At 41.2% G+C, this 24,513-nt stretch carries 15 protein-coding genes and 1 riboswitch; of the genes, 5 read left to right on the top strand and 10 right to left on the bottom strand.

The annotated features are described in order from the left end of the window. Positions 1 to 121: 121 nt before the first annotated feature. Both ACTB0Y_RS10175 and rho read right to left on the bottom strand, forming a co-directional pair. Positions 122 to 643, bottom strand: a complete 522-nt coding sequence (locus ACTB0Y_RS10175; RefSeq protein ID WP_463206709.1) for a hypothetical protein — start codon at positions 641 to 643, stop codon at positions 122 to 124. A gap of 141 nt (positions 644 to 784) precedes the next feature. Then, complete coding sequence (gene rho / locus ACTB0Y_RS10180) at positions 785 to 2,554, bottom strand: transcription termination factor Rho (protein ID WP_463206710.1); 1,770 nt, start codon at positions 2,552 to 2,554, stop codon at positions 785 to 787. A gap of 256 nt (positions 2,555 to 2,810) precedes the next feature. On the opposite strand from rho, the gene ACTB0Y_RS10185 reads away from it, so the two are divergent. Together ACTB0Y_RS10185 and gdhA are read left to right on the top strand one after the other, a co-directional pair. Continuing rightward, positions 2,811 to 5,771, top strand: coding sequence for a PEP/pyruvate-binding domain-containing protein (locus ACTB0Y_RS10185; RefSeq protein WP_463206731.1), 2,961 nt, complete (start codon positions 2,811 to 2,813; stop codon positions 5,769 to 5,771). Between the two features lie 168 nt (positions 5,772 to 5,939). Further along, positions 5,940 to 7,277, top strand: a complete 1,338-nt coding sequence (gene gdhA / locus ACTB0Y_RS10190) for an NADP-specific glutamate dehydrogenase (RefSeq protein ID WP_463206711.1) — start codon at positions 5,940 to 5,942, stop codon at positions 7,275 to 7,277. A 284-nt stretch (positions 7,278 to 7,561) separates the two neighbouring features. Here gdhA and ACTB0Y_RS10195 read toward each other — a convergent pair whose 3' ends face one another. Continuing rightward, positions 7,562 to 12,853, bottom strand: coding sequence for a PKD domain-containing protein (locus ACTB0Y_RS10195; protein WP_463206712.1), 5,292 nt, complete (start codon positions 12,851 to 12,853; stop codon positions 7,562 to 7,564). Positions 12,854 to 13,582: 729 nt separating this feature from the next. Between ACTB0Y_RS10195 and ACTB0Y_RS10200 the strand changes: the two genes are divergently transcribed. The 3 genes from ACTB0Y_RS10200 to tatC all read left to right on the top strand — a co-directional run bounded on the left by ACTB0Y_RS10200 (position 13,583) and on the right by tatC (position 18,228). Next, complete coding sequence (locus tag ACTB0Y_RS10200) at positions 13,583 to 16,867, top strand: VPS10 domain-containing protein (RefSeq protein ID WP_463206713.1); 3,285 nt, start codon at positions 13,583 to 13,585, stop codon at positions 16,865 to 16,867. Positions 16,868 to 17,114: 247 nt separating this feature from the next. After that, the gene (locus ACTB0Y_RS10205; protein WP_463206714.1) at positions 17,115 to 17,354 is read left to right on the top strand and encodes a Sec-independent protein translocase subunit TatA/TatB; all 240 of its coding nucleotides are present in this window, start codon (positions 17,115 to 17,117) and stop codon (positions 17,352 to 17,354) included. Between the two features lie 34 nt (positions 17,355 to 17,388). Beyond that, positions 17,389 to 18,228, top strand: a complete 840-nt coding sequence (gene tatC, locus ACTB0Y_RS10210) for a twin-arginine translocase subunit TatC (RefSeq protein ID WP_463206715.1) — start codon at positions 17,389 to 17,391, stop codon at positions 18,226 to 18,228. A gap of 28 nt (positions 18,229 to 18,256) precedes the next feature. Here tatC and moaC read toward each other — a convergent pair whose 3' ends face one another. Genes moaC through ACTB0Y_RS10245 form a run of 7 tightly spaced genes read right to left on the bottom strand, consistent with a single transcriptional unit; the run spans position 18,257 to position 23,905 of the window. Further along, positions 18,257 to 18,706 carry a cyclic pyranopterin monophosphate synthase MoaC gene (gene moaC / locus ACTB0Y_RS10215; protein WP_463206716.1) on the bottom strand — a complete coding sequence of 150 codons (450 nt, stop codon included), beginning with the start codon at positions 18,704 to 18,706 and terminating at the stop codon, positions 18,257 to 18,259. A gap of 48 nt (positions 18,707 to 18,754) precedes the next feature. Continuing rightward, positions 18,755 to 19,609 (bottom strand): GTP 3',8-cyclase MoaA, encoded by an 855-nt coding sequence (locus ACTB0Y_RS10220; RefSeq protein WP_463206717.1) that lies wholly within the window; start codon positions 19,607 to 19,609, stop codon positions 18,755 to 18,757. Further along, a complete protein-coding gene (locus ACTB0Y_RS10225; RefSeq protein WP_463206718.1) occupies positions 19,536 to 20,711 on the bottom strand; it encodes a molybdopterin molybdotransferase MoeA in 1,176 nt (391 codons plus the stop codon). Before ACTB0Y_RS10225 ends, ACTB0Y_RS10220 begins: the two co-directional genes overlap by 74 nt. Positions 20,712 to 20,714: 3 nt before the next feature. Then, positions 20,715 to 21,242, bottom strand: a complete 528-nt coding sequence (locus tag ACTB0Y_RS10230) for a hypothetical protein (RefSeq protein WP_463206719.1) — start codon at positions 21,240 to 21,242, stop codon at positions 20,715 to 20,717. Further along, complete coding sequence (gene mobA / locus ACTB0Y_RS10235) at positions 21,239 to 21,814, bottom strand: molybdenum cofactor guanylyltransferase (protein ID WP_463206720.1); 576 nt, start codon at positions 21,812 to 21,814, stop codon at positions 21,239 to 21,241. Before mobA ends, ACTB0Y_RS10230 begins: the two co-directional genes overlap by 4 nt. Before the next feature lie 2 nt (positions 21,815 to 21,816). After that, entirely contained in the window at positions 21,817 to 22,740 is a 924-nt protein-coding gene (locus tag ACTB0Y_RS10240) for a molybdenum cofactor synthesis domain-containing protein (RefSeq protein ID WP_463206721.1), read from the bottom strand. A 4-nt stretch (positions 22,741 to 22,744) separates the two neighbouring features. Next, positions 22,745 to 23,905 (bottom strand): putative sulfate/molybdate transporter, encoded by a 1,161-nt coding sequence (locus ACTB0Y_RS10245; RefSeq protein WP_463206722.1) that lies wholly within the window; start codon positions 23,903 to 23,905, stop codon positions 22,745 to 22,747. Positions 23,906 to 24,008: 103 nt separating this feature from the next. Continuing rightward, a riboswitch (molybdenum cofactor riboswitch) is annotated at positions 24,009 to 24,149 on the bottom strand. Positions 24,150 to 24,513 lie beyond the last annotated feature (364 nt).

Genomic DNA, 24,513 nt, shown 5'->3' on the forward strand with positions numbered 1-24,513 from the left:
CGAAGGGGCACAACAAAAATACGGATTATTGGGGAAATAATCCGCATTATAAAATATCGTTTGTGGTTTAGTTATAAGAATTCGAAGTAAATCTACAAATATTTATAAAAGGTAAGTGTCTTTATTTGTTGTCTTTAGCAGCATCTGCATTTGTAGTTACTCCCATGTCGCAACAAGTTTCTGTGCAAGAAAAATTGATGTTTCCGTCAGCATCAACGGTGCCCTGAATTTCGCAGTTAGTGCATTCTCCCGTTCCCGTGCATGATATAGTCCAGCTTCCGCCATCTTGTTCCTTTAGTTCTGTAAGGTTTTGCTGCTTTGTAATTAAATTGTTGCTTGTAAAATGCACTTCTCCTTTACCAATAGCTATAGTTTCTTCTATTTTACTATCAGCCCTTACATAAGAAATGATAGCTGCATTGGCTTTCTCACTTTCCAAATATTCTATGGAAGTTATTCTGTCATTGGTATTTAAATTAATAAACGATTTAAGTTCACTAATTGAGTTAGCTGCTTTAAAGCCTTTGGGCGATGTAAGCTGGAGTTCTTCTTCTCCCTGGGATTTTATTTGCTTCTGTTCGCAACCTGCAAATAACAAAAGGAGCGAAAAAGCTAAACTTAAAACTGTTGCTGTTTTTTTCATAGTACTATTTTTTGGGTGCGAAATTTGAGTAATCATTATTACGTAGCAATGTACAAAGAATAAGAGACTAACAAAACTTAATCAATAAAAAAAGCGGATTCAATTTGAATCCGCTTTTGTAATGTTATATGAGAGTTTATTTTATTTATCCATGGTCAATAAAAACTCTTCATTGGATTTAGTTTTTCCAATTCTGTTTCGCATAAAATCCATCGCTTCTATGCTATTCATGTCAGCAAGGTAATCGCGCAACACCCAAATTCGGTTGATTAAATCTTTGTCGATCAATAAATCTTCGCGGCGTGTGCTTGATGCCGGAATGTCTATTGATGGGAAAATACGGCGGTTCGATAGTTTTCTGTCGAGTTGGAGTTCCATGTTACCGGTTCCTTTAAACTCTTCAAAGATTACATCGTCCATTTTGGAGCCTGTTTCTGTAAGTGCTGTAGATAGGATGGTTAAGGAACCTCCATGCTCAATTTTTCTCGCTGCACCAAAGAACTGTTTGGGCTTATGCAGTGCATTGGCATCAACACCTCCCGACAACACTTTACCAGAAGCTGGAGATACAGTATTGAAAGCCCTGGCCAGTCTTGTAATAGAGTCGAGCAATATTACAACATCATGGCCGCATTCTACCATGCGCTTGGCTTTTTCATGTACAATGTTTGCCACTTTTACATGTCGCTCTGCTGGTTCATCAAAAGTTGATGATATAACTTCTGCATTTACACTACGTGCCATGTCTGTTACTTCCTCCGGTCTTTCATCGATAAGTAAAATTATCATGTAAACCTCGGGATGGTTTGCTGCTATGGCGTTGGCAATGTCTTTCAGTAATACCGTCTTACCGGTTTTGGGCTGGGCTACAATTAATCCTCTTTGCCCTTTACCAATTGGAGCAAACATATCAACAATACGTGTCGATAGATTACTTTTTTTGCCTGTAAGATTGAATTTTTCGTGAGGGAAGAGTGGCGTGAGAAAATCGAATGGGGCTCTGTCTCTAACTTCCTCTGGTGGACGGCCATTAATTTGGTGAACCTTAATTAATGGGAAATATTTCTCACCTTCTTTGGGTGGACGTATGCTTCCTTCTACAGTATCGCCGGTTTTTAGTCCAAAAAGTTTTATTTGCGATTGACTTACGTAAATGTCATCCGGGCTGTTGAAATAGTTGTAGTCTGAAGATCGGAGAAAACCATAACCGTCAGACATTATATCCAATACACCGCTTGCTGTAACAATCCCTTCAAATTCAAACCGTTTATTTTTATGGCGGTCACCATTTTTGTTCTGGTCTGACTGATTGCTTTCTTTTCTGCCAGGTATATTTTTGGAAACTTGTTTCTGTTCCTTTTCCTGAGCTGGTTTCTGATGTTTCTTTTCTTGTGCAGGTTTTGGCTTTTCTACGGTTTTTGGTTTCTCTACAGGTTTTGGTTTCTCTACAGATTTTGGCTTCTCTACCGGTTTTGGCTTCTCTACCGGTTTTGGTTTTTCTACCGGTTTATTTTCAGCTACAGGCTCATTTTGTTTTGCCGTTTCTTGTTGCTGATTGTCTGTGCCAGTTACAGGTTGTGTTTTTTCTTTTTTCTCAACCCGCTCTTTGCGTTTGGGCTTTGATTTTTCCTGTTCACCAGCTTCAGCCTGATTCTGTGAATCCTGTTTCTTGTCTTGCTTTGCTGAAACTCTTTCAACCCGTCGGACTCTGGGTCTCTTTGAACTTGATTTTTTGTCGTTGTCCTCTGTTTGGGATTGCTGTTCTTCGGAGGCTTTAATAGCTTGCTGGTCTAAAATTTTGTAGATGAGATCCTGCTTTCGTAAAGATTCAATTTTTTTAATTTTTAGATCAGCCGCAATCTCTTTAAGTTCTGAAACAAGTTTTTTGTTCAGTTCTAAAATATCGTACATCTGAGTGTAATTTGATTATGTAAAATTGTGGTGATTATCTAAGAAGATTGACTTGGGAATTATGTGACAATAATACGCAATAAACCTAAATTGACAAAATTTTTTGGAAAAAAAGTAGTATTTAAAAAAGTTGTTACCTTTAGATTTCTTTCTGTAATTTTAATTATATTGACCCAAAATGATGCAGTGTAAACTTCTTCAGTGTTTTTAAACTACTTTTATTTAATTAAATACATGCAATTTTATGTTGACATCCATTTATCGTGAGTTTATACAATCAAAGAAGTATTTCGATAAAGAAACCATGTTTAAGGCCCTGATGCAAAAACGTATTTACCGTGTTTTGCTGATTTGTAGCAATTATGATGCCTACATGCTCGAGGAGGACGGACGTATTGATGAACAGATTTTTAAAGAATATGTATCCTTAAACCTACGCTACCCACCGGTTTTTGTTCAGGCAAATTCTGCCACAAAAGCATTTAAGATATTAGAAGGAGGTAATATCGATCTTGTAATTTCTATGCTTAGCGTTAGAGAAACCGATGCTTTTCAATTATCTAATCAAATAAAAAGCCAATACCCTGAAATTCCAATTGTTGTACTAACACATTTTTCAAGAGAAGTGAGTATGCGCCTTCAAAATGAAGATAGGCGATCAATTGATTATGTTTTTTCATGGCTTGGAAATGCCGATTTACTACTCGCAATTGTGAAGCTTATTGAGGACCGAATGAACGTTGATAGAGATGCCAATGAAATAGGCGTTCAGGTGGTATTGCTTGTAGAAGACTCCATACGTTTTTATTCGAGTTATTTGCCCAATCTTTATAAGGTTATATTTCATCAGAGTGAGCGTTTTATGCAGGAAGGACTCAATGAACACCAAAGGATGATTAGAAAAAGAGGAAGGCCCAAAATATTATTGGCTACAAATTACGAAGATGCAATTGCATACTATAATAAATACAGAAATAATATGCTGGGCGTTATTTCGGATATCAGATATTCGAAAGATAATATGAAAGACCCGCATGCCGGTTTTAAATTGTGCGAACATGTAAAAGCTGATAATCCATATTTGCCATTTCTTTTGCAGTCTTCGAGACCCCAAAACAGAACTATTGCCGATAAACTTGATGTGGGTTTTTTGGATAAGAACTCCAATAAGTTATCGCTTGAACTTCGCGATTATGTAATTAATAATTTCGCGTTTGGCGATTTCGTTTTTAAAGATCCGAGAACAGGAGAAACAGCTGCAAGGGCGCACGATCTGGTTTCGTTTCAGGAGGCGGTTAGAACCGTCCCTGTGGAGAGCCTTCGTTTTCATAGCCAGCGGCATGACTTTTCAAAGTGGCTAAAAGCCCGTTCTCTTTTTTCGCTTGCCAATATTTTTTCAAAAGCTTCCACATCTGACTTTGATACAATAGAAGAGGTTAGAGAATATGTGCTCAAAGAAATATCTCGCTATAGAATTAATCGGGGCCGAGGTATCATTTCTAAATTCGAAGGAGATGGCTTCGATGAATACTCCATCTTTTCCCGGATAGGAGAAGGCTCAATTGGCGGTAAAGCAAGAGGATTGGCTTTTGTAGATAATGTTATTAAGAAACACAAAATATTCTATAAGTACGAAAATATCATCATTAGTATTCCTCGCACTATCGTATTGTGTACAGATATTTTTGATGAGTTTATGACCAATAATAATCTTTATGAAATAGCCTTACTCGACCTCGATGATGAGGTAATCTTACAACATTTCTTAAGTGGTACCTTGCCACATCATGTAAAAGATAAATTAAAAGCCCTTTTATCAAAAACATCAACACCATTGGCTATTCGCTCTTCCAGTTTGCTTGAAGATAGCCATTATCAGCCTTTTGCCGGTATCTATTCCACATACATGATTCCTTATATCAAAGAAGACGAGGAGATGCTGGAGATGCTCTTCAGGGCTATTAAAAGTGTGTATGCATCAGTTTTTTATCGCAGCAGTAAAGCTTATATGGAAGCAACAAGGAATGTGATCGACGAGGAGAAAATGGCCATAATTTTACAGGAGGTGACGGGTTCCACTTATGGAGATCGGTTTTACCCGACCATTTCAGGTGTTGCACGCTCGGTGAATTTCTATCCCATTGATCCCGAAAAACCAGAAGATGGCATCACCTCCATTGGCCTTGGTTTAGGGAAAATTATTGTAGAAGGCGGCAAAACGTTGCGTTTTTCTCCCAAATACCCCAAAAAGGTATTGCAGTTGTCAACACCGCAAATGGCTTTGACAGAAACGCAGAAGAAATTTTATGCGCTGAGCATGAATCCTGAGGATTATATCGATTCTACCGATGATGGAATTAATATGGAAGAGCTCAGTATAAAAGAGGCCGACAAAGACGGGGCGATTAAAAAAATATGTTCAGTGTATGATTTTCAGGATAATATAGTGCGCGACGGATCATATGGAAAAGGAAAAAAACTAATTACCTTCTCAGGGATACTGAAATATAACTCTTTCCCCTTAAGCGATATTCTTAATACTTTATTGCATGTGGGGCAAAAAGAGATGAATCACCCGGTAGAAATTGAATTTGCTGTAAATCTCGATACAGGAGAGGACTGTCCGGAAATTTTTAGTTTCCTACAAATCAGACCGATAGTTGAAGCGTCTGATACACTGAACTTTGATCTGGGGGAAGTCAATGAAGAAGAGTGTATACTTGTATCAGAAAAGGCGTTAGGTAATGGAATAATTGATGATTTATACGATTTTATTTACGTAAAACCCGACAGCTTTAATCCGGAAAAAACCAAGCAAATTGCTGAAGAACTCGATGATTTGAACCGGAAATTCAGAGAGGAAAACAAAAACTATATTCTTGTCGGACCTGGTCGCTGGGGGTCATCAGATCCGTGGTTGGGTGTACCTATTAAATGGAGCCAAATATCCCAGGCAAGGCTTATTGTTGAATCAGGTTTGCCCAATTATCGCATAGATCCGAGTCAGGGAACCCATTTTTTCCAGAATTTAACCTCCTTCCGTATTGGTTATTTCACCATCAACCCTTTTATGAATGATGGAAAATATGATGTTGAGTTTCTGGATAATCAACCTGCCGTATTCGAAACAGATTTTATAAGACATGTGCGATTTTCTCAACCAGCAGTAGTGAAAATTGAGGCCAAGAGAAACAAAGGCATTGTCCTGAAACCATGACATTTATCAGCTTTTCACGAAGTTTGTGATATGTGTTAAAAAACAATGCTAAAAAGTGAATTTTCTGTTAAGTTTTCATTGGAAATGATAAATGTTTCCTATTACTTTGTAAGCGACAATAATAAATTGTCGAATCATTGATTAATGTTCTTATAAATTGTAAAACATATGGATTTACAGAAAATTATGGCTGAACTGGAGGCCAAAAACCCCGGTCAACCTGAGTTTTTGCAAGCAGCCGAAGAGGTGCTTGAAAGTATTAAGGGTTTTGTAGAAGAAAATCCTAAGTACAGTGATCAAAAAATTGTAGAGCGTTTGCTCGAACCTGAGCGTGTTATTATGTTCCGTGTATCATGGAGCGACGATAACGGTGAGGTACAGGTGAACCGTGGTTACCGTATTGAATTCAACAGCGCGATTGGACCATACAAAGGTGGTTTGCGTTTTCACCCAAGTGTTACATTGGGTGGCCTGAAATTTCTTGGATTTGAGCAGATCTTCAAGAATTCACTGACTACACTGCCTATTGGTGGTGGTAAAGGTGGCTCTGACTTCAATCCAAAAGGAAAATCAGACGGTGAAATTATGCGTTTTTGTCAGTCATTCATGACTGAACTATTCCGTCACATTGGCCCGAATACAGACGTTCCTGCCGGTGATATCGGTGTTGGAGGCCGCGAAATCGGTTTCATGTTCGGTATGTATAAAAAACTGCGTAACGAATATACTGGTGTATTTACTGGTAAAGGCCGTAATTGGGGTGGTTCACTCATTCGTCCTGAAGCAACAGGCTTTGGTAATGTATATTTTGCCAAGGAAATGCTTAAAACCAAAGGAGAAACGTTTGAAGGTAAAACTGTCGCCGTTTCAGGTTTTGGAAACGTAGCCTGGGGTGCAACTCAAAAAGCAACAGAACTTGGTGCTAAAGTAGTTACAATTTCAGGTCCTGACGGATATATTTACGATCCGGATGGAATTAGCACAGAAGAGAAATTCGAGTTTATGCTTGAGTTGCGTGCATCGAACAACGATGTTGTTGCTCCATATGCAGAAGAGTTCCCAAATGCAAAATTCTTTGCTGGTAAAAGGCCATGGGAGCAAAAAGTTGATGTGGCGCTGCCATGTGCTATCCAAAATGAATTGAACCTCGACGATGCCAAAGCACTTGTTTCTAACGGTGTGATTTGCGTATCTGAAGGTGCCAACATGCCTTCAACTCCGGAAGCTATCGAGCATTTCCTTGATAGTAAAATCCTCTTCGGACCTGGTAAAGCTGCCAATGCAGGTGGTGTTGCTGTTTCTGGTTTGGAAATGAGCCAAAACGCAATGAAACTTAGCTGGAGCCCGGAAGAGGTTGATGCTAAGTTGCACACAATTATGGAAAGTATTCACTCTGCTTGCCTGAAATATGGTACAGATGGTGATTTCTGTAATTACGTTAAAGGAGCCAACGTTGCTGGTTTCATTAAAGTTGCAGATGCAATGATTGATCAGGGTGTTGTATAAACATCAATCAAACATAATTTTAGAAGCCGCTGTGCTCGCAGCGGCTTTTTTTGTACCCCCTTACACCAATCTGTAACCCATGCATAATATGATTTTTCCCTCCCTCAAACAGATCACATGGATTTGTTATCAATGGGTGATACGTTTCAGTCTAAACATACCTGAACCCGCATGATAGCTTTCACTGATGTGGCCTCACAAAACCAGCCCATAAAAAAATCACCCACCATACCAAAAGGTACAGTGGGTGGACAAAAAATTAGTATTTCGAGCTGCAATTGATTTTACTTTTTAATAAACAATTGCTGTTTTACGCCATCCGGTTGCACGACCTTAATGAAATACGGGCCGGGCTTGAGATGATCTACAGGTATGGTGAGTTTTTTAGAATTAAGCTTAATAATTTCACACACATTACCTGAAATACTTAAAATGCTGAGTGTAGCACCGGGTTTAAATTCTCCGTTTACGGTTATTTGGTCCCGGGCCGGATTAGGCATCACCTTAAAGTCGGCACCGGCAGCATTGATTCCTGAAATATTGCAATCGGGCAGATAAATACATAAGTCCTGTGCACATACCCTGTTATTCACTTCCATAAGCAGCGTAAAGCAAATAATGCTGTCGTGTGGATTGGCATCAAAGAACGGAATTTCAACGGTGGTTAACCCTGGAGGAACCGGGTTGGGTGAAATGGTTCCAAATGTTCCGCCTGAGCCCGAGGTTACTGATAAGTTGCCATTGGCTCCATAAATATTATCCACTGTAACTTCCAGCGTATATTGCCATCCTTCGTCGGTTTCCTGTTCACAATGGGCACAACTGCTAAATACCGGTAATTCACAATTATTGTCGCACTCGGGTAAATCGCTGCATAACACTTCTGTTCCGCAACGTTCGCCATCGTAAGATAGGGTTAGGTTAAAGCAAACCGTGGTATCAACAGGTGCCATATCGGTAAAGGTAGCTGTTACGGTGCTTGTGCCCAGCGGTATAACCGAGGGTGTAATACCGGTAACTGTACCTTGCGAACTGTAAATGTTTACAAGGGCCCCGGGTCCAAATCCATTATCAATTGTAAAATTGACGTTATAGGTTTGGTTGCCGTTTTCATCCAATGGCCCGCAATCAATTTTGTGGGTGGCTGTAACGTCGCAACTGTCGCACGGCACAAAGTCAATTTGTATAACATCTGAAGTATCGGTACAGCCCATGGCAGTTCCAATCACGACCTGGTAATTGCCAGACTGGTGCAAAGGCACATTCAATGTGTCGTAAGTGCTGCCGGCAATCGGATTGCTATTGTACAACCACTGGTACGTGGCGTACCCTTGCGGTGCATGCCATACCAGTTCGGTTACCGTGTCGCAAATATCGTAACAGCCGGTCATCAAGCCGCAAAAATCGGGTAATGGATGGATAAAACGGGTGGCATTGGACTTACATCCCAGCGAATCTACAACCGTATAGGTATAGCTGCCCGCAGCTGAAGCCCACAAACTATCGCTGGTGCTTCCAGTGTTCCAGTAACTGTGGGTAATGTTGGTGCTGTTGGAGCTTCCTTCAAGCAGATGGGTTTCGCCTGCACACATGGTGCCCGGTGTATTGATGGTTACACTCGGGTTGGGCATCACCTCAATGTTTACAGTATCGTAACCCACACATGAATCGGCACTCATTACTTTTACGCTGAGGGTGTTAGTGCCCATATTGTTGGCATAAAAAGAATACTCGTTATTGGTGGGCCACATTACCGTGCCGTTAAGTGTCCACTCAAAGGTGTAGGCTCCGCTCGGATAATTTACGGTATAGGTCTCCTGTTCGTTGTAACATAAAACATCATCACCGTTAATAATCGGTTGGGGTACCGGATTTACCAATACGCCAATGTTATTGCTGCGGCTGTAACAATTCAGGCTGTCGGTGACTTCCAGGTAATAACTTCCGGTATAATGTGCCCAAATATCCGGGGTCGATTCAATGGTTGACCACAGGTAGTTGTATCCGGGGTATCCATTATTCACCAGGCTTTGCAGTGTAACGCTATCGCCTGCACAAAATATAGTGTCAGATAAGGCTGAAATTGTAGCATCCAGCGTATTGGGCAATACATTTACGGTGGTTGCTGAAGAGTCGATACAGCCGTAGCTGTTGGTCAATTTTAGCGATACATTGTATGCTCCGGCTGATGAGTATGTTTTCACCGGATTGTTGACCAACGAAGTGGCGCCATCACCAAAACCCCACTCGTATGAACTAATGGTTCCTGAACTCATGTTGGTATAGGCAATAGGTGCCTGCACGCAAACTGAATCCATGGCTATAATATTTGCATTGGGTAAATCGTCAATGACAATTGTTTTGGTTATTTCGCATACACCGTTTACAATCAAGGTAATATCGTACGAGCCCGGAGCCAGGTTAAAGGTGGGGTTCGTGCTGGTACTCACCACACTGCCCGAATTGATGGTCCATTCGTATGTAGGTACCGGGGCAGTGCTTAACACCTTGGTATTGTTTATTAGTTTTACAGATACGGTGTTGGAACCGTCCATGCAATATATAGAATCGATAAAATCTGGAATATAGTTAATGGTGTCTACTTCTGAATAACATATGGTGCACGAATCGGTACCTGACTGGTTGGGAACCTGCACGCAGAGCTTTACGCGGTAATATCCGGGTTCGGTAAAAGTGTGGGTGGCATTTTGTCCTGCAACCACATTACTTCCACTGAACGGGTCGTCGAAGTTATACACCGGATTTGTGGCATTTGAAGAAAAGTTTCCTGCAAATGAATCGACGTTGCAATCTAACCGTGTACGGGTAAATTCAACAAATGACCCACTAAGCGGTGTGCATTCTACACAACTGGTGTCAATGGGAATTACGTTACTGGTGTCGATACATCCAAAACTGTTTTGCCCTACGACATAATATTCATCTATTGTACTGGTGGTGTAATTGGTTCCAGAGGCCAGCAATGTGCCGGAGCTGTTGGAATGCCAATCGTACGAGTTACTGGTAACCGGAGATGCCACGTACATGTGCACCGGCGGTACGCTACCACAATAAACCGTGGGATCGGGTGTTGAAATGCTAATGTTGGGCCTGGGGTTTATCATGATGCTGGCTGTAGCCGATGCCGTACTGGTGCAAAAACCTGAATAGCTGGCATCGACTGTCACGATTTGATTCCCTGCTGATTGGAAAACATGAGTTACTGTATCTCCTGTAGCTGTCGTACCATCCTCAAAGTTCCATGTGAAAGTTGCATTGGTGCCTGAGGCAGTCATAGTTACGGGCGCTCCCTGGCAAGCCTCTGCCGGCAGATTTATCCCCGGTGTTGGCGGTGCAATTACCTCCACGGCATAATCGGTGGAAATAGTTTGGTTACAGATGGTGCGCTCCAGGGTTAACGTGGCCGGGCCGTTGTAGTTGTTCCACTCTACGGTAATCTCAGCCTCATGTTGGCCTGATACCACACTACCTGCAATTTCGGGACTGACAGACCAAACAAAGTCATCACCTTGCGAGGTGGTATAATAATCCTGCTGGCCATTGGCGCATACTGTATCATTTCCAAAAATATCGGAATCAACCAAAGGCAGGAGCGAGGCTACAGTATCTTTAAAAACTGTGGATTTGCAGCCGGTAACAGGGTTGGTTTGATATGTTGATATCACATAGGGACCGTTATTATCCCAAACTACAGAGGCTGTTTGTCCTGTGTTTTGGGAAGGATTGCCGTTTTCAAATTCCCAGCTGAGGCTGTAATTGGCGGCCGTAGTGAAACCATAATATTGGTAGGGCACGCCCGCGCAAACCGGATCGGGGCCCATTATGCTGTCGGGCGGGGCAGGTAATTCGTTTACCTTTAGAATAAAACTATCCGGGGCATCACAATAATTGTCACTTAAATCATTAACTGTAATTTCAAAGGTTCCGGGGCCATAGGACCATGTTGTATCAAAAGGATCAGTGGCGCTTTGCACATGGGTTAAGTGGGTTGTACTCCCTGCAGCATCGGTAATGGTCCATTCCAGATCACCAGAGGTTGAGTTGTTGTAATTCACTGTCAGCATCGACGAATCACAAATTTCTTCGGGATATGAAAGATAAAGCCGCGGGCGTACCTCAATGTCAAGCAGAGCCGTACCACCACATGATAGTTCATTTTGACTGCCCGGGGTGTTGTGGTAATACTCCACTTCAATTTGTCCGCCTGTAAAATTAGGGTCGTAAAAGCAGACCTTTACTTCGTGTTCATTAATGGTATCAGATTGCACTGTAACTCCGTCAGGGAAATGCCAAACAATGCTGTCCACCGGAATATTGCAATCCAGCGTATAGGTTTCGCAGGTATACTGACATACCAACTCCTCGCCATGAATATTTGCAGATGGCGAAATAACAGGTATTTCCACTGTAGTAGGTGTAGAGCAAATGCCGTTGCAACCGGGTGTTGAAACCGTTAAATATGCCGGACTGGTATTGCCCCAGGTCACGGTTACTTCGCTGTTGGTAGAATCGCCCTCTATGGTACCGTTGGTAGCCGACCAAAGGTAATCGGTACAGGTCGAATCGGTAGAGTAGGTAACAGTGCTTCCCGGACAAACGGTACTGATACATTCAATTTCGAGGCCGGGGTCGCTGGAAACATTTACCGTAACATATGCAGTATCTTTACAATGGCACTCATTTTCAATAATAAGCATGGCATTGTACGTGCCGGGACTGCTATAGGCATAGGTTGTATTTCCATTGCTTTCAGATGCGTTGAGTACCTCAGTGCCACCATCGCCAAATACCCAGGTATACGACCATATAGGACTGCCGGCTCCTGCGCTGGAATTGCTGTAAAATTGAATAGGTTGATCCAGACAGGCATTAATGACACCGCCACTTGCAGTAGGTTCTGAATTAATACCGGCCAAAGGTTTTGGCAATATTTTCACGCAAATTTCATCGCTTCCAACACAACCGTTGGCGTCGGTTTCGGTCACTTCAACTAATCCGGTTCCTGCACCTGTCCAAAACACATCAATTTGATGGGGTGTGGTGGAATCGACCACAGCATTTCCGGTAACGGACCAGGAATAAGTGCTTCCGTTGTGATAAGGCGTTGAATAGGTGATCCAGGTGGAGTCACAAACAGAAAAACAAGGATTACGGTTTTCGCCATCGGCACCATCATCACCTTCCTGGATGTTGCCGCAAGCGTTTTCAAACGAGGGCTGAATATTAGGCACGGGCAGGGGATGTATGGTGATATCCACCGATTGCGTGCAAACCACTTGGTTTAAACTGTCTTTTACAACCAGGGTAAGCTCTCCGTTGCCGGGCATATTCCAATTAACATCCACAGTGGAACCTGTGCCGGATACGATGCCGTTGTAGGCATTCCATTGGTATATTTCACCTGAAGTCCCGCTACTATAGCTGACCACTTCATTTTCGCAGACATCAATATCACCTGTAATTCCGCAATTTTGGGAAAAAACAGATTGAACGGAAAACAGTCCTATGATAACCAGGAACAGGTAATTTTTAGAAAATAGGTAAATGTGATTCATGGGGTAATTTTTTAAGTGTTTACATTTTTTGTTGCTCAGCAACCTTTTTTAAAAGGTTATATTATCTTATAGATAAGAATAAAAGATATTAATATCTTCAAATGTATGGCTATATTCAGACAATATCAATTATAAATACTTAATAGTAAGTTAAATATTCGTATATGTGAAAAGTGCTTGTTTGGGTTTGATTACCAGTAGTATGTGTTTTTTTTAACGCAAAAAGATATTATGAGAACATGATTATACCTAAGTTGAGCGGTTTGAGCGCAGTGAAAAAGCGCTTTACTTAGGTGAAACCTATACAATTTCTTTATCCCCGATACTTTGTGCACAGGGCAGGCAGTGAGCGAGAACCTTTAGCTCATGACCTAAGGGAATAAACGCTTAATTTGGGTAGTAAATAAATAATCAATGAGTCCAACACCCCTTAAACTAGTGTGGCAGAGCAGTAAAAAAACCATCAGAAAATTCACTGTTACCCACCGGCCTTGTCCGATGGCTTTTAGCGTGTGTTCTATGTAAATGATAAATTTCAGGTGAGCTTTGCTGGGGGCGACCTTTGAAAGGTACTATATAAACATTTGCGCGGTCATAGGCGAGATGAATTCTGGTTGTTTTTTTGTCACGAAATCGGACGTTTTTTTATTTTATTTATTTATTCATGGGTTTCTCCTTATTTTAGTATAGATAATTCGGTTATCAATGTTGAACTAAAATAAGTGAACTATGAGTTTTAAAACTTTTCTGTTGACGCTTTTCCTGGGGGTTTTTGTATTCTCTTCACCCCACGAAAGCCTTGCGAAGAAAAAAGACAAAGATGAAAAAGCGGCTAAAGATACTTTGGTCGGAAAATTAAACGCTTTTAAGTGGCGTAGTCTCGGACCAGCATGGGCAAGCGGACGTATTGCCGATTTTGCAGTGAACCCTGATAATTATTCTGAATATTATGTAGCTGTTGCATCGGGTAATGTATGGAAAACCACTAATCACGGCGTAACTTTTAAACCTATTTTTGATAATTATGGTGCCTATTCCATTGGTTGTGTTACCATGGATCCCAATAACCATAATGTGATTTGGGTAGGAACCGGCGAGAACAATCACCAACGTGCCCTCGGGTATGGCAATGGTGTTTATAAATCTGTTGATGGTGGCCAGTCATTTAAAAATATGGGACTGAAAGAGAGTCGCCAGGTAGGCGATATCGTTATTGATCCCCGTAATTCCGATATCGTTTTTGTGGCAGCAGAAGGTTCTGCATGGGGCCCCGGTGGAGAGCGCGGGCTTTATAAAAGTATTGATGGTGGCGAAAACTGGAAAAAAGTAATCGATATTTCCAAACACACCGGAGTAAATAACGTGGTTATTGATCCTGTGAACCCCGATATAATGTACTCCACCTCAGAGCAGCGCAGAAGAACCCACTACACTAAAATTGGTGGTGGTCCCGAATCTGCAGTATATAAATCAACTGATGGTGGCGATACATGGCGCAAAATAATGAAAGGCTTACCCGGAGTTCATATCGGAGGTATGGGCATTGCTGTTTCGCCGGTTGACCACAACGTGGTTTACCTGATTATGCAGGCTGCCAAAGGTAAAAGTGGCTTTTACAGGTCTACTAACCGCGGAGAAAGCTGGCAGCGCATGAGCGATCATAGTTCAAGCGGACAATACTACAATGAATTATTTTGTGACCCGGTTAATGTAGATAAAGTATACTCGGTTGAGACTTTTTCACATTACACAGAAGATGGAGGTAAAACATGGAAAAGGTTATCTACTAGCAATCGTCACGTAGATGATCATGCACTGTGGATTAATCCAAACGATAACAAGCATTTTATTATTGGTGGCGATGGCGGTATTTATGAAACTTACGACGGAGGAAAACACTTTAATTTTAAAGCCAACCTTCCTGTTACCCAGTTTTATCGCGTTGCTGTAGACAATGAGTACCCGTTCTACAATGTTTATGGAGGAACACAGGATAATAATTCAATGGGCGGACCGTCTCAAACCACAAGCAGCAAGGGTATCAGAAACGCCGATTGGTTCGTGACCATGGGCGGTGATGGCTTTTTTGCAGCCATTGACCCTACCGATCCAAATATTGTTTATACCGAGTATCAATATGGTAACATGTACCGTTACGACAAAAAATCGGGCGAAACTGTTAAAATTAAACCCCTGGAAGGGAAGGATGAAAAAGCCTATAAATGGAACTGGAATACACCGTTAATTCTTAGTCCGCACGACCATAAAACTTTGTACTGTGCGGCCAATAAAGTATTTAAATCAACCAACCGCGGCAATAGCTGGGAGGTAATAAGTGATGACCTTACAGCACAAATTGATCGTAATACATGGAAAGTGATGGGTAAATACTGGAGTGCAGAAGCAGTTGCTAAAGATGTTTCAACCTCACAGTTTGGAACAATTGTTTCGTTGGTTGAATCACCGGTTCAGGAGGGGCTTTTATTTGCAGGTACTGATGATGGTGTAATTCAGGTAACTGAAAATAGCGGTGAAACATGGACAAAAGTTACCGGTTTCCCGGGTGTGCCTGAACATACCTATGTGAGCGATATTTTTGCCGACCGCTTTAATGCAAATGTTGTTTACGCTACGTTCAATAATCATAAAAGAGACGATTTTAAACCCTATATTCTGAAAAGTACCGATAAAGGCCGTACATGGGATATCATGGTAGAGGGATTGCCCGAAAATGGTCCGGTTCATACCATTACACAGGATCATTTGAATAAAAACTTACTTTTTGCCGGAACAGAATTTTCTGCCTGGTTTAGTCTTAACGGCGGTAAAAAATGGCATAAGTTAAGTAAAGGCCTGCCCGCTATTGCTGTAATGGATATGGCTATTCAACCACGCGAGAACGATTTGGTAATTGCTACCTTTGGTCGCGGATTTTATGTTATTGACGATTACGCACCATTAAGAAACATCACTGAAGAGATGCTCAAAAAAGAGGCGCATTTGTTCGATGTGCCCAATGCATTGCAATACGCGAAAACACGCGGCCGCTACAATCAGGGATCTGATTATTACTATGCCAAAAATCCAAAGTTTGGTGCAGTATTTACCTATTATCTGAAAGATGCTCCAAAAACAAAACGCCAGGAGCGCAGAAAGAAAGAGCAGAAGCTTTTTAAAGAAGGTGAGCGTATTCCACAGCCAACATGGAGAGCCCTTGAAAAAGAGGAGCTGGAGGAACAGGCACACCTGATTTTTACAATTAAAGATGCCAATGGAAATATTGTACGTAAAATCAATAAAAAACCATCAAAAGGTGTGAACCGCATAAATTGGGATTTACGCTATACTGCGCTTTATCCAATGTCTGAGAAAGATGAATTCAACCCGGTTAAAACCGGTGGCTCAGGAGTGATGGCCGCACCGGGTGAATATTCAGTGGAACTTGCATTGTGGGACGATGGTGAAGAAAAACCACTGGCAGGCCCCAAAACTTTTAAAGTAAATGCACTGGAAAACACCACCTTGCCAGCTGATGACCGTAACGAACTTATGGCTTTCCAAAATAAAGTAATGAACATGTACGGAGCTGTGAGAGGTGCTGATTACCTGAATAAAGAGTTGATAAAGAAAGCAGCTACCATTCAGCAGGCTATTTATGCTACACCAGAAGCTTCGCAAGAGCTGGCCGACCAGGCACGAGCCCTTGCCAGTGAACTTGAAAACATCAGGTTCAAATTACATGGTGTAGATGCTAAAGCCAGTTGGGAAGAGATTCCACCAGCCGAAATACCTGTGCTAAGAAGAATGAGCAACCTAATGTGGATACATTACAGTTCAACAACCAATGTAACCGGAACTGCTAAAGAGCAATACGCTATTATGAAGGATATTTTTCCACCTATTGCAGATCAGTTAGAAAAGATAGCAGAAGAAAAAATACCTGCGCTGGAAAAAGAACTTAACCAACTAAATGCACCCTGGACACCAGGACGTATTCCTGAAATACAGGAGTAAATAATTATTAGGTGAAGTGTTTATGACATAAAATATAACACACTGTGTCTTCGCGTAGCCGCGTTCGCTGAATCTTTAGCGAACGCGGACGGCGAAGCAAGGCTGCACTTACGCATAGCTTTCGCTTGAATCAGTCCTGTTTTTATTGTTATGTTCTAAGCATGGAAATATATAGATTTGTTTTTTTTAATAATTAACCAGATTATTGTATTTTGCGGTGCTAAATAATTATTGAAAGGGTAAAAAAATGAATACACTATTAACCGTATTATTGGGAATTATCGGAGGTCCGGAACTGATCATTATTGCCATTATTATTTTGGTATTGTTCGGCGGACGAAAAATTCCCGAACTCATGCGTGGGTTGGGAAAAGGTGTCAAAGAATTTAAAGATGCCAGCAATGAAACAAGGGAAACCATCAAAAAGGAACATGAAGAGTTAGAAAACGCTATGAATGGCAATTCAGGAAAAAATAAAAAATCCTAAAATCGGAGTCGTTTTTTGCTAAAACCCAGTCTTTATGTTCGGTTTGTTTCCCCGCAGAAGTAGCAACATCGACGAGATGTCTTTTTTTGATCATCTCGAGGAGTTGCGATTTACCATTATTCGTTCCATTTTGGCATTAATGGTTTTTGCCGCCATTGCATTTTTATTCAAAGAGTTTATCTTCAATACAGTCATATTGGGGCCACAAAAGGCTGATTTTATTTCCAATATTTTGTTTTGCCGGTTTAGTCATTTTATTGGTTCCGAAGCCTTATGTATGAATCAGGCTCCCGTAAATATCATCAATATCGAGATTGCAGGGCAATTCAAATCTCATTTAACCATCTCATTGATTGCCGGAGTAGTTTTGGCCATGCCATTCATATTGCGTGAAATATGGCTTTTTGTGAAGCCGGCATTAAACCCCGGTGAGCGCAAGGGTTTCCCGCTTTCGCTGTTCATGGCTTCATTGTTGTTTTTCATCGGTGTCGCGTTTGGGTATTATGTATTAAGTCCGGTCACCATAAATTTTCTTAGTACTTATCAGTTAGATGCAGGTATCGAAAACCAAATACGCATAGGTTCTTATGTGCGAACCATTTCTATGCTTTGCCTGGCAACCGGCATTGCTTTCGAGATGCCACTTATTGTATTGTTCCTTACAATTAACCGCATTATAACCGCAGCCTTTTTGCGCAAATATCGCAAACATGTGCTTGTGTTCTTTTTTATCATTTCTGCGGTCATTACACCGCCTGATGTAATTAGTCAGTTTTTAGTTGGCATACCTTTGTACCTGCTTTTCGAGCTTTGCATTGTTATTGCCAAACGCATGGAACGCAGGTTGCTACGTAAGCAGGAAGCTGCAGCATAAGAATTGTACCCAAATAAATTTATACAAGCTACATCTTCGATTTAGTTTGTAGCTGTATGTCAGAAATAAGCATTTCCTTATCAACCGCTTTGCACATATCGTAAATGGTAAGTAGCGCAACTGAAACAGCAGTAAGAGCCTCCATTTCAACTCCTGTTTTGCCCAGACATTCAACTTTGCTTTCAACGCTTACCCCATTTTGCATAATCCTGGGTTTCACATCTGCCTTTGTTATCATAAGGGTATGGCATAAGGGAATCAGGTCTGATGTTTGTTTGGCTGCCTGTATTCCGGCTATTTCAGCTACAGTTAGCACATCGCCTTTTTTAAGGTTGTTTTCCTGTATTAATTGTATGGTTTCCGGTTGAAGCCTGATGAAACCTGAAGCTACTGCCACGCGTTTCTGGTCGGGCTTATAACCCACATCAACCATGTTAATTTTGCCTTCTTCATTGATATGCGAGAATTTCTTTTCCATCTGTGAATAATTTGAGAATGTGTTAATTTGAAAGTTTGTAAATTAAGATTACCCTCCAATATTATAAAAATGATGCGAATGCGTTCCAGTACCTTTTTCAGGCTTTTGGCCCAGTGCCTTTAAAATTGCGTTTCTTACACCAAACTCTCTGATACTAAACCCAAAATCACTGTGTAGACAAGGTTTAATAAGTCCATCGGCAGTAATGCGCAAGCGGTTACAAATGCTGCAAATACCACCTTCGCCACCTTCTACGGGATAAAACTCCCCGGTTTCGAGGTTCATTTGTCTGATAAACCTGATTTGTAATCCTTTCAATTTGCAAAAATCGCTTACTTGCTTTGCATCGTCATCGTTTACACCTTTTATACGCACAAAATTAATTTTTACCGGAGTTAAACCTGCATTCAAAGCAGCATCAATTCCTTCAAATGCATTGGCGATATTGCCGCCCGAGATTGTTCTGTATTTTTCGGGGTTGATCGTATCGAGACTGATGTTTACCCTTGAAAGACCTGCTTTTTTTAATGACCGTGCGTATCGGGGCAGGAATATCCCATTGGTAGTCATCCCAATTTCATTAATACTTCGAACAGACTTAATCCGTTTCACAATATCAAGTATATCAGTTCGTAATAACGGTTCTCCTCCGGTAAGCCTGATTTTTGTAATACCCAGTGGAGCACTAATTTTTACAATTTCTTCTATTTCAGTCGCACTCAACAAGGTTTTGTCATCCATCCATTTAATTGGCCCGCCGGGCATACAGTAACTGCAGCGCAAATTGCACCGATCGGTGAGTGATATGCGCAAATAGTTGATATGGCGATTAAAACGGTCTAACATAAACTTCTCCTCCTTCGTTAATGATACCAATGCCTTCGGGAACTTCCATGAATGCATTGGCCAGTGTCAATGCGTTAATGTGTGCTGAACCATGAAACCCAACCTGACTGACAAGTCCCTCACTATCAATCAGAACGGGAACAACAGCAAAGCGGTTGGTTTTTTTCCTGACGAACTTTTCTTTTAACCGTGCTTTCAGCACGCTGGGTTGCCAGTCGGTATGCTGCCATGTATACAAAAAAGGCTTTACAAAATAGGTAAATTGTACAAATGAGGAAACCGGATTTCCCGATAACCCAAAACAAAATTGCTTTCCTTTTTGCCCGAGGAGCATGGGGTTGCCGGGTTTCATTCCGGTCTTTCTGGTTAATACCGAAAATTTTTGTTTCTCCATTATACGAAATATAAAATCATAATCTCCTTCTGATGCACCACCCGAAACAATTAAAATATCGTTGTTCTCAAGGCTTTGTTCTACGGTTCTGTTTATGGCGTCAAAATCATCGGGCACAATTCCAAAATAGCGACCTTCAATACCCATTTGCTGCAACTGAGCTATTAGTTGCGGCGAGTTGCTGTTCCGTATTTTACCTTTTCCGGGTTTTTCCGAAACTTCGGTAAGTTCGGTTCCGGTGGCCATAATTGCCACACGCGGAGTACATGAAGTGGCAACCTGTGTATATCCTGCACTTGCCATAGTACCAATGTGTGATGGTTGTATGAGGGTTCTCCGAGGCACCAAAATTGTTCCTTCGCGATAATCTTCTCCCAGGTAACAAATGTTGTTTTTGGTATCGGTCCCGGTAAAACTGACCGTTCCCGCCCCGCGTTCATCAGCATATTCAACCATAAAAACACAATCAGCGCCCTCCGGCACTGCAGCGCCGGTCATAATTTTCGCACACGTGCGGGGTTCAATCTTTTTTTCTGGCCATTTACCGGCCGGAATGGTTTCTACCACGTGCAGCGCTTCAGATAAATCGGCTCTTCGACAGGCATAGCCATCCATGGCTGCTTTATCGAATGGTGGCATGGGCATGTCAGCTTTTATATCTTCCCTCAGCACCCTGCCAGCAGCATGCCCGAGTTCCACATTACAAATACCGGAAGGGAAAGAATCAGGAGAGATTTTATTCAAAATTTCAGAAATATCAGTCATAATCTATTTTTTTATGAAACCATTATCTTTAATCGCAATGCTTTCTGCTTTTATATTAAATTTTCCGTTTTTATAAACTGTCACATCAGGTTTATATTCCAGGTATTTTCGCTTATCAATGGGTATTTCTCCTTTATGAACGAAAAGAAACAGAGCCGGCTTCAGATAATACCTCATTCCACCCGATTCGCATACAAACAAGTTGTCGGGGAAATTTTGTTCCAACCACTTTACCAAGATGGGCAACTCACGGTCGTGTGCCCTGACAAAGAACGACCGAACTGCGCCTGCTTGTTTCATGCGGGAACTATCTTTGTCGTTTATGCCGTTTTCTTCACTAATTATTAGACCCGGTCTATTCAAAATAATTTGTTCCATTTTATGGGTATCATGAAAGTGGGGAGATATCTTAAGTGCCATAATTGGACGGAATTGCGATAAATGGCGAATAATTTTACATGCGAGTTTGGTTTTACCGACATTGCGGCCTGCTCCGGCAATCAAAATTATATTTTGAAAAGCACTTTTCATATTTTAGAGTTTTTAGAATCTCCCATATCAATTGGGGCATTTATATTTCTAAAAGCATCTGAATCCGGGAAAGTTAAAAATTTTGTGTGAACCTGTTTAAGTAGGTTTAGTACTTTAAAATCCTCTTTTTCTATTTGGCTGACTATAATCGGCAATAGTTCTTTTGAATAGTAACCGATAAGCGGTTCGGTTTTACTGCCTTCCAATACTGGCACCACAGCCTCAAAATCGTTGGCAAACTGCAATATTTGGTTCCATATATCGACAGTAAGAAATGGTGTGTCGCATGGCATAAAAATATTACCGGAAGTTGCCGACCAGCGAAGACAGGATTCCAGGCCACCAATAGGACCGGCGTTTTTGTAATTGTCAGTGATTACAGGCATATTAAACTCTCCATATTCATTGCTATTTGCACTAATGGCTGCGTTGTCAGTTATCTGGTTTATAAGCGACAAACTGTAGTCAATCAGCCGCTTGCCGCGAAATACCAGGAAAGCCTTGTTTTGGCCCATTCTGCGGCTTCGTCCGCCAGCCAGCACAAATCCCGTAATATTTTGTCGTTTTTGCATACTTAGTGACTATCAATGGAATAAAGCATATTGAAACAATGAAAAACAACTTTGCTAATTTCATCCATGTATTCATTTACTGCTTTGGGACTTCCCGGAATGGCAAATATCAAGGTTTTACGAAGGGTGCCGGCAATAGCACGACTAAGCAAAGCGCCGGGTTTCTCCATACCATATTTCATGCGTACCATTTCCATAATACCGGGAATTTCTTTGTCGAGCAATGGCCTGATGGTATCGGGGGCAATATCGCGCGGCCCAATTCCGGTGCTGCCTGTGGTAATTATCATGTCAAAATCGTCCTCAACCGCTTGTGAAATTCTTCCGGCAAGCTCTACCGGTTCGTCAGGTAAAACATACAGTTCGGTCTGATGTTTTCGATTCATGGTTTCCATCAGTGAATTTATTTTTTTTACCGCTAAAGGACCGCTTTTATCTTTGGCCTTTCCGGCATTGCACCTATCGCTCAATGTAATGACCAGGATTTTAAATGTCTTTGGTACAAACACCAAATCATCGCCGGTTTTCAGAAGTCCGTGATTTACCACTCGACAAAATATGCCTTCACGTGGCATCACACAATTGCCAACTTCCTGAAATATGGCGCAATTATTACCATGGCATTTTTTTCCAATCTGCGTAACTTCCAATTCTACACCATTACAAGAAAACCTGTCAAGCACGCCAATCATTTTCGCATCGAGTCCACTGAGCGTAATGTTTTCTGCAAATTCACCGGGTGCAATGGACCGTCCTATTTCTTCGGAAAATTTATCGATACGCTCGCTTCCCAGCAGGCTTACCTGCCGATGCCAGTTGCCGGCGTGGGCATCGCCCGTTATCCCAAAGTCGGTCAATTCAATGTGGTTGACTGGTTTTTTAATGACGCCCTTTTTTTCGGAAATATTTAATGATTGAATCTTCATAGTTTTAATTTTTTTTACCAAGCTTATTGAATGTGTCAAAATTAACAGGCAGGTAATACAACAAAGTTCCCAAAACTATGGCTATTACAAAGCCATACTGAAGGCCGCTTGCCAAAATACCTGTAAAAATAGCTATTATAAAACCCTTATTTTCAGGTACCATGTCTTTAATAAGCAACATAAGGGCAATGCCTTCGAAAAGTAGAATTACGCCAAGCACGGGTGATGGAAATACTTTTATCACCGCATCAAAATTATTACCAAAAAAGAGACCCAGCGATATATAAAACAATCCGTAAAAAATTACTGAACCGCCTGTGCGTCCGCCAAAAACGTAGTGTCCTACCATGCCGCCCGATCCATGGCAACAGGGAACACCACTAAGAAAAGGAACGACCAGATTCATTATTGAATAGGTAGTTCCTATTTTTTTTACCGACAACTCCTCTCGCTCCGGAAAGAGGTCGTGACTCACTTGTTTTGTGGCAAGAATAGAATTACCCAGCGATAACGGAATCTGAGGAACAGCGAGCAATATAAATCCGGCAGCGATATCATTTATATCCGGCACATTAAACCGGGGCAGACCCAGTCCAATCGATTCTCCAAGGGAAGCAATATCCACTTTAAATCCAATGGCATAAACCACTCCCAATGCAATAACAATTAATGAGGCCGGAAAACGTTTGCTGTCGATAAAAAATACAATAATTGTCAAAGCCACGAAAGCCAATACATACCCCCATATACCATCGGCAGGAATATATTTTTGCATGGCCAACATGCTCAACTTTATGCCCAGACCAAATTGAATACCCCGAATTACAGTTTTGGGAATAAGCCGGGCGAGTCTGGTCAAAAGCCCGGTTTGCGATAAAATAAGCATGACAATGCCAATTGAGAGACCTGCACCAAGCAATATATTTCCGCCAATCTGCTGAGCAATTACGAGAGTGGCCATGGCTTTTAACGGTTGCACGGGCACGGGCATTTTATAAATTAGACCGCTAAAAATTTGCATAAAGCCAAAAACAATCAACACACTGGTGGTATGCAAGTCTGCGGCAATAATCATGGCCACTATAAGCGGGAAATCGGTTCCAATATCGCCAAAAGCCCCCGATAATTCGTTTCTGTTAAATTTTATTCCTTTTATCAAATCCATAAAAAAAGCATCTTTATTCTGTTTTTAGAAAAAAAGATGCTTTTTGCCAGTCTCACTAAGTTCCGAAACGGTCAAACACCGCCTTGAAAGTTCATCATGAAACAACAGTACAAATACATCTCCTTTCCAAGTCATCCCTGATTTTAGGGAATCGGGAGGATAACAGGTTTCTCTGCTATCCCATCGGTTAAAATTTCATACCCGAAACAGGCTTAGAAATAGTAACTCGGAGCAATAATTATTATTTATTCTTTAAATCATTAGTGCGTTAAAATTTGAAATGAAGTTATAATTTTCCATGAAAAACGGGTTAAAACTTTTATCCTATAGCTATTAACAGTTGTATTCACTTCGTTCAGGCTGCAAGATACATAAAAAGAAAAGAACAACAATACCGTCAATAGTCCGGAAAATTCATGAATAATTTTAGAAGCCCTTTGAAAACAATAATCTTGTGAATCAATACGTCTTGATTTTTAAGATGAACTAACAATGGTTGCGGCAGTTAGGCGAGCCTTGCTCTGCTGGCTGTATTCGGTGAAGCGAATACAAAGAACAACCCTGAGTACATACATTAATATGGATATATAAACATTTAGAATCATTAT

The sequence above is a fragment of the Salinivirga sp. genome (assembly GCF_055145285.1).

What these genes read in the sequence shown, in the direction of transcription:
- rho (WP_463206710.1), bottom strand. Translation starts at nt 2,554, where the DNA reads ATGTACGATATTTTAGAACTGAACAAAAAACTTGTTTCAGAACTTAAA.
- ACTB0Y_RS10240 (WP_463206721.1), bottom strand. Translation starts at nt 22,740, where the DNA reads ATGAAGATTCAATCATTAAATATTTCCGAAAAAAAGGGCGTCATTAAA.
- tatC (WP_463206715.1), top strand. Translation starts at nt 17,389, where the DNA reads ATGTTCGGTTTGTTTCCCCGCAGAAGTAGCAACATCGACGAGATGTCT.
- ACTB0Y_RS10245 (WP_463206722.1), bottom strand. Translation starts at nt 23,905, where the DNA reads ATGGATTTGATAAAAGGAATAAAATTTAACAGAAACGAATTATCGGGG.
- moaC (WP_463206716.1), bottom strand. Translation starts at nt 18,706, where the DNA reads ATGGAAAAGAAATTCTCGCATATCAATGAAGAAGGCAAAATTAACATG.
- ACTB0Y_RS10195 (WP_463206712.1), bottom strand. Translation starts at nt 12,853, where the DNA reads ATGAATCACATTTACCTATTTTCTAAAAATTACCTGTTCCTGGTTATC.
- gdhA (WP_463206711.1), top strand. Translation starts at nt 5,940, where the DNA reads ATGGATTTACAGAAAATTATGGCTGAACTGGAGGCCAAAAACCCCGGT.
- ACTB0Y_RS10200 (WP_463206713.1), top strand. Translation starts at nt 13,583, where the DNA reads ATGAGTTTTAAAACTTTTCTGTTGACGCTTTTCCTGGGGGTTTTTGTA.
- ACTB0Y_RS10205 (WP_463206714.1), top strand. Translation starts at nt 17,115, where the DNA reads ATGAATACACTATTAACCGTATTATTGGGAATTATCGGAGGTCCGGAA.
- ACTB0Y_RS10220 (WP_463206717.1), bottom strand. Translation starts at nt 19,609, where the DNA reads ATGCATTCATGGAAGTTCCCGAAGGCATTGGTATCATTAACGAAGGAG.
- mobA (WP_463206720.1), bottom strand. Translation starts at nt 21,814, where the DNA reads ATGCAAAAACGACAAAATATTACGGGATTTGTGCTGGCTGGCGGACGA.
- ACTB0Y_RS10230 (WP_463206719.1), bottom strand. Translation starts at nt 21,242, where the DNA reads ATGAAAAGTGCTTTTCAAAATATAATTTTGATTGCCGGAGCAGGCCGC.
- ACTB0Y_RS10225 (WP_463206718.1), bottom strand. Translation starts at nt 20,711, where the DNA reads ATGACTGATATTTCTGAAATTTTGAATAAAATCTCTCCTGATTCTTTC.
- ACTB0Y_RS10175 (WP_463206709.1), bottom strand. Translation starts at nt 643, where the DNA reads ATGAAAAAAACAGCAACAGTTTTAAGTTTAGCTTTTTCGCTCCTTTTG.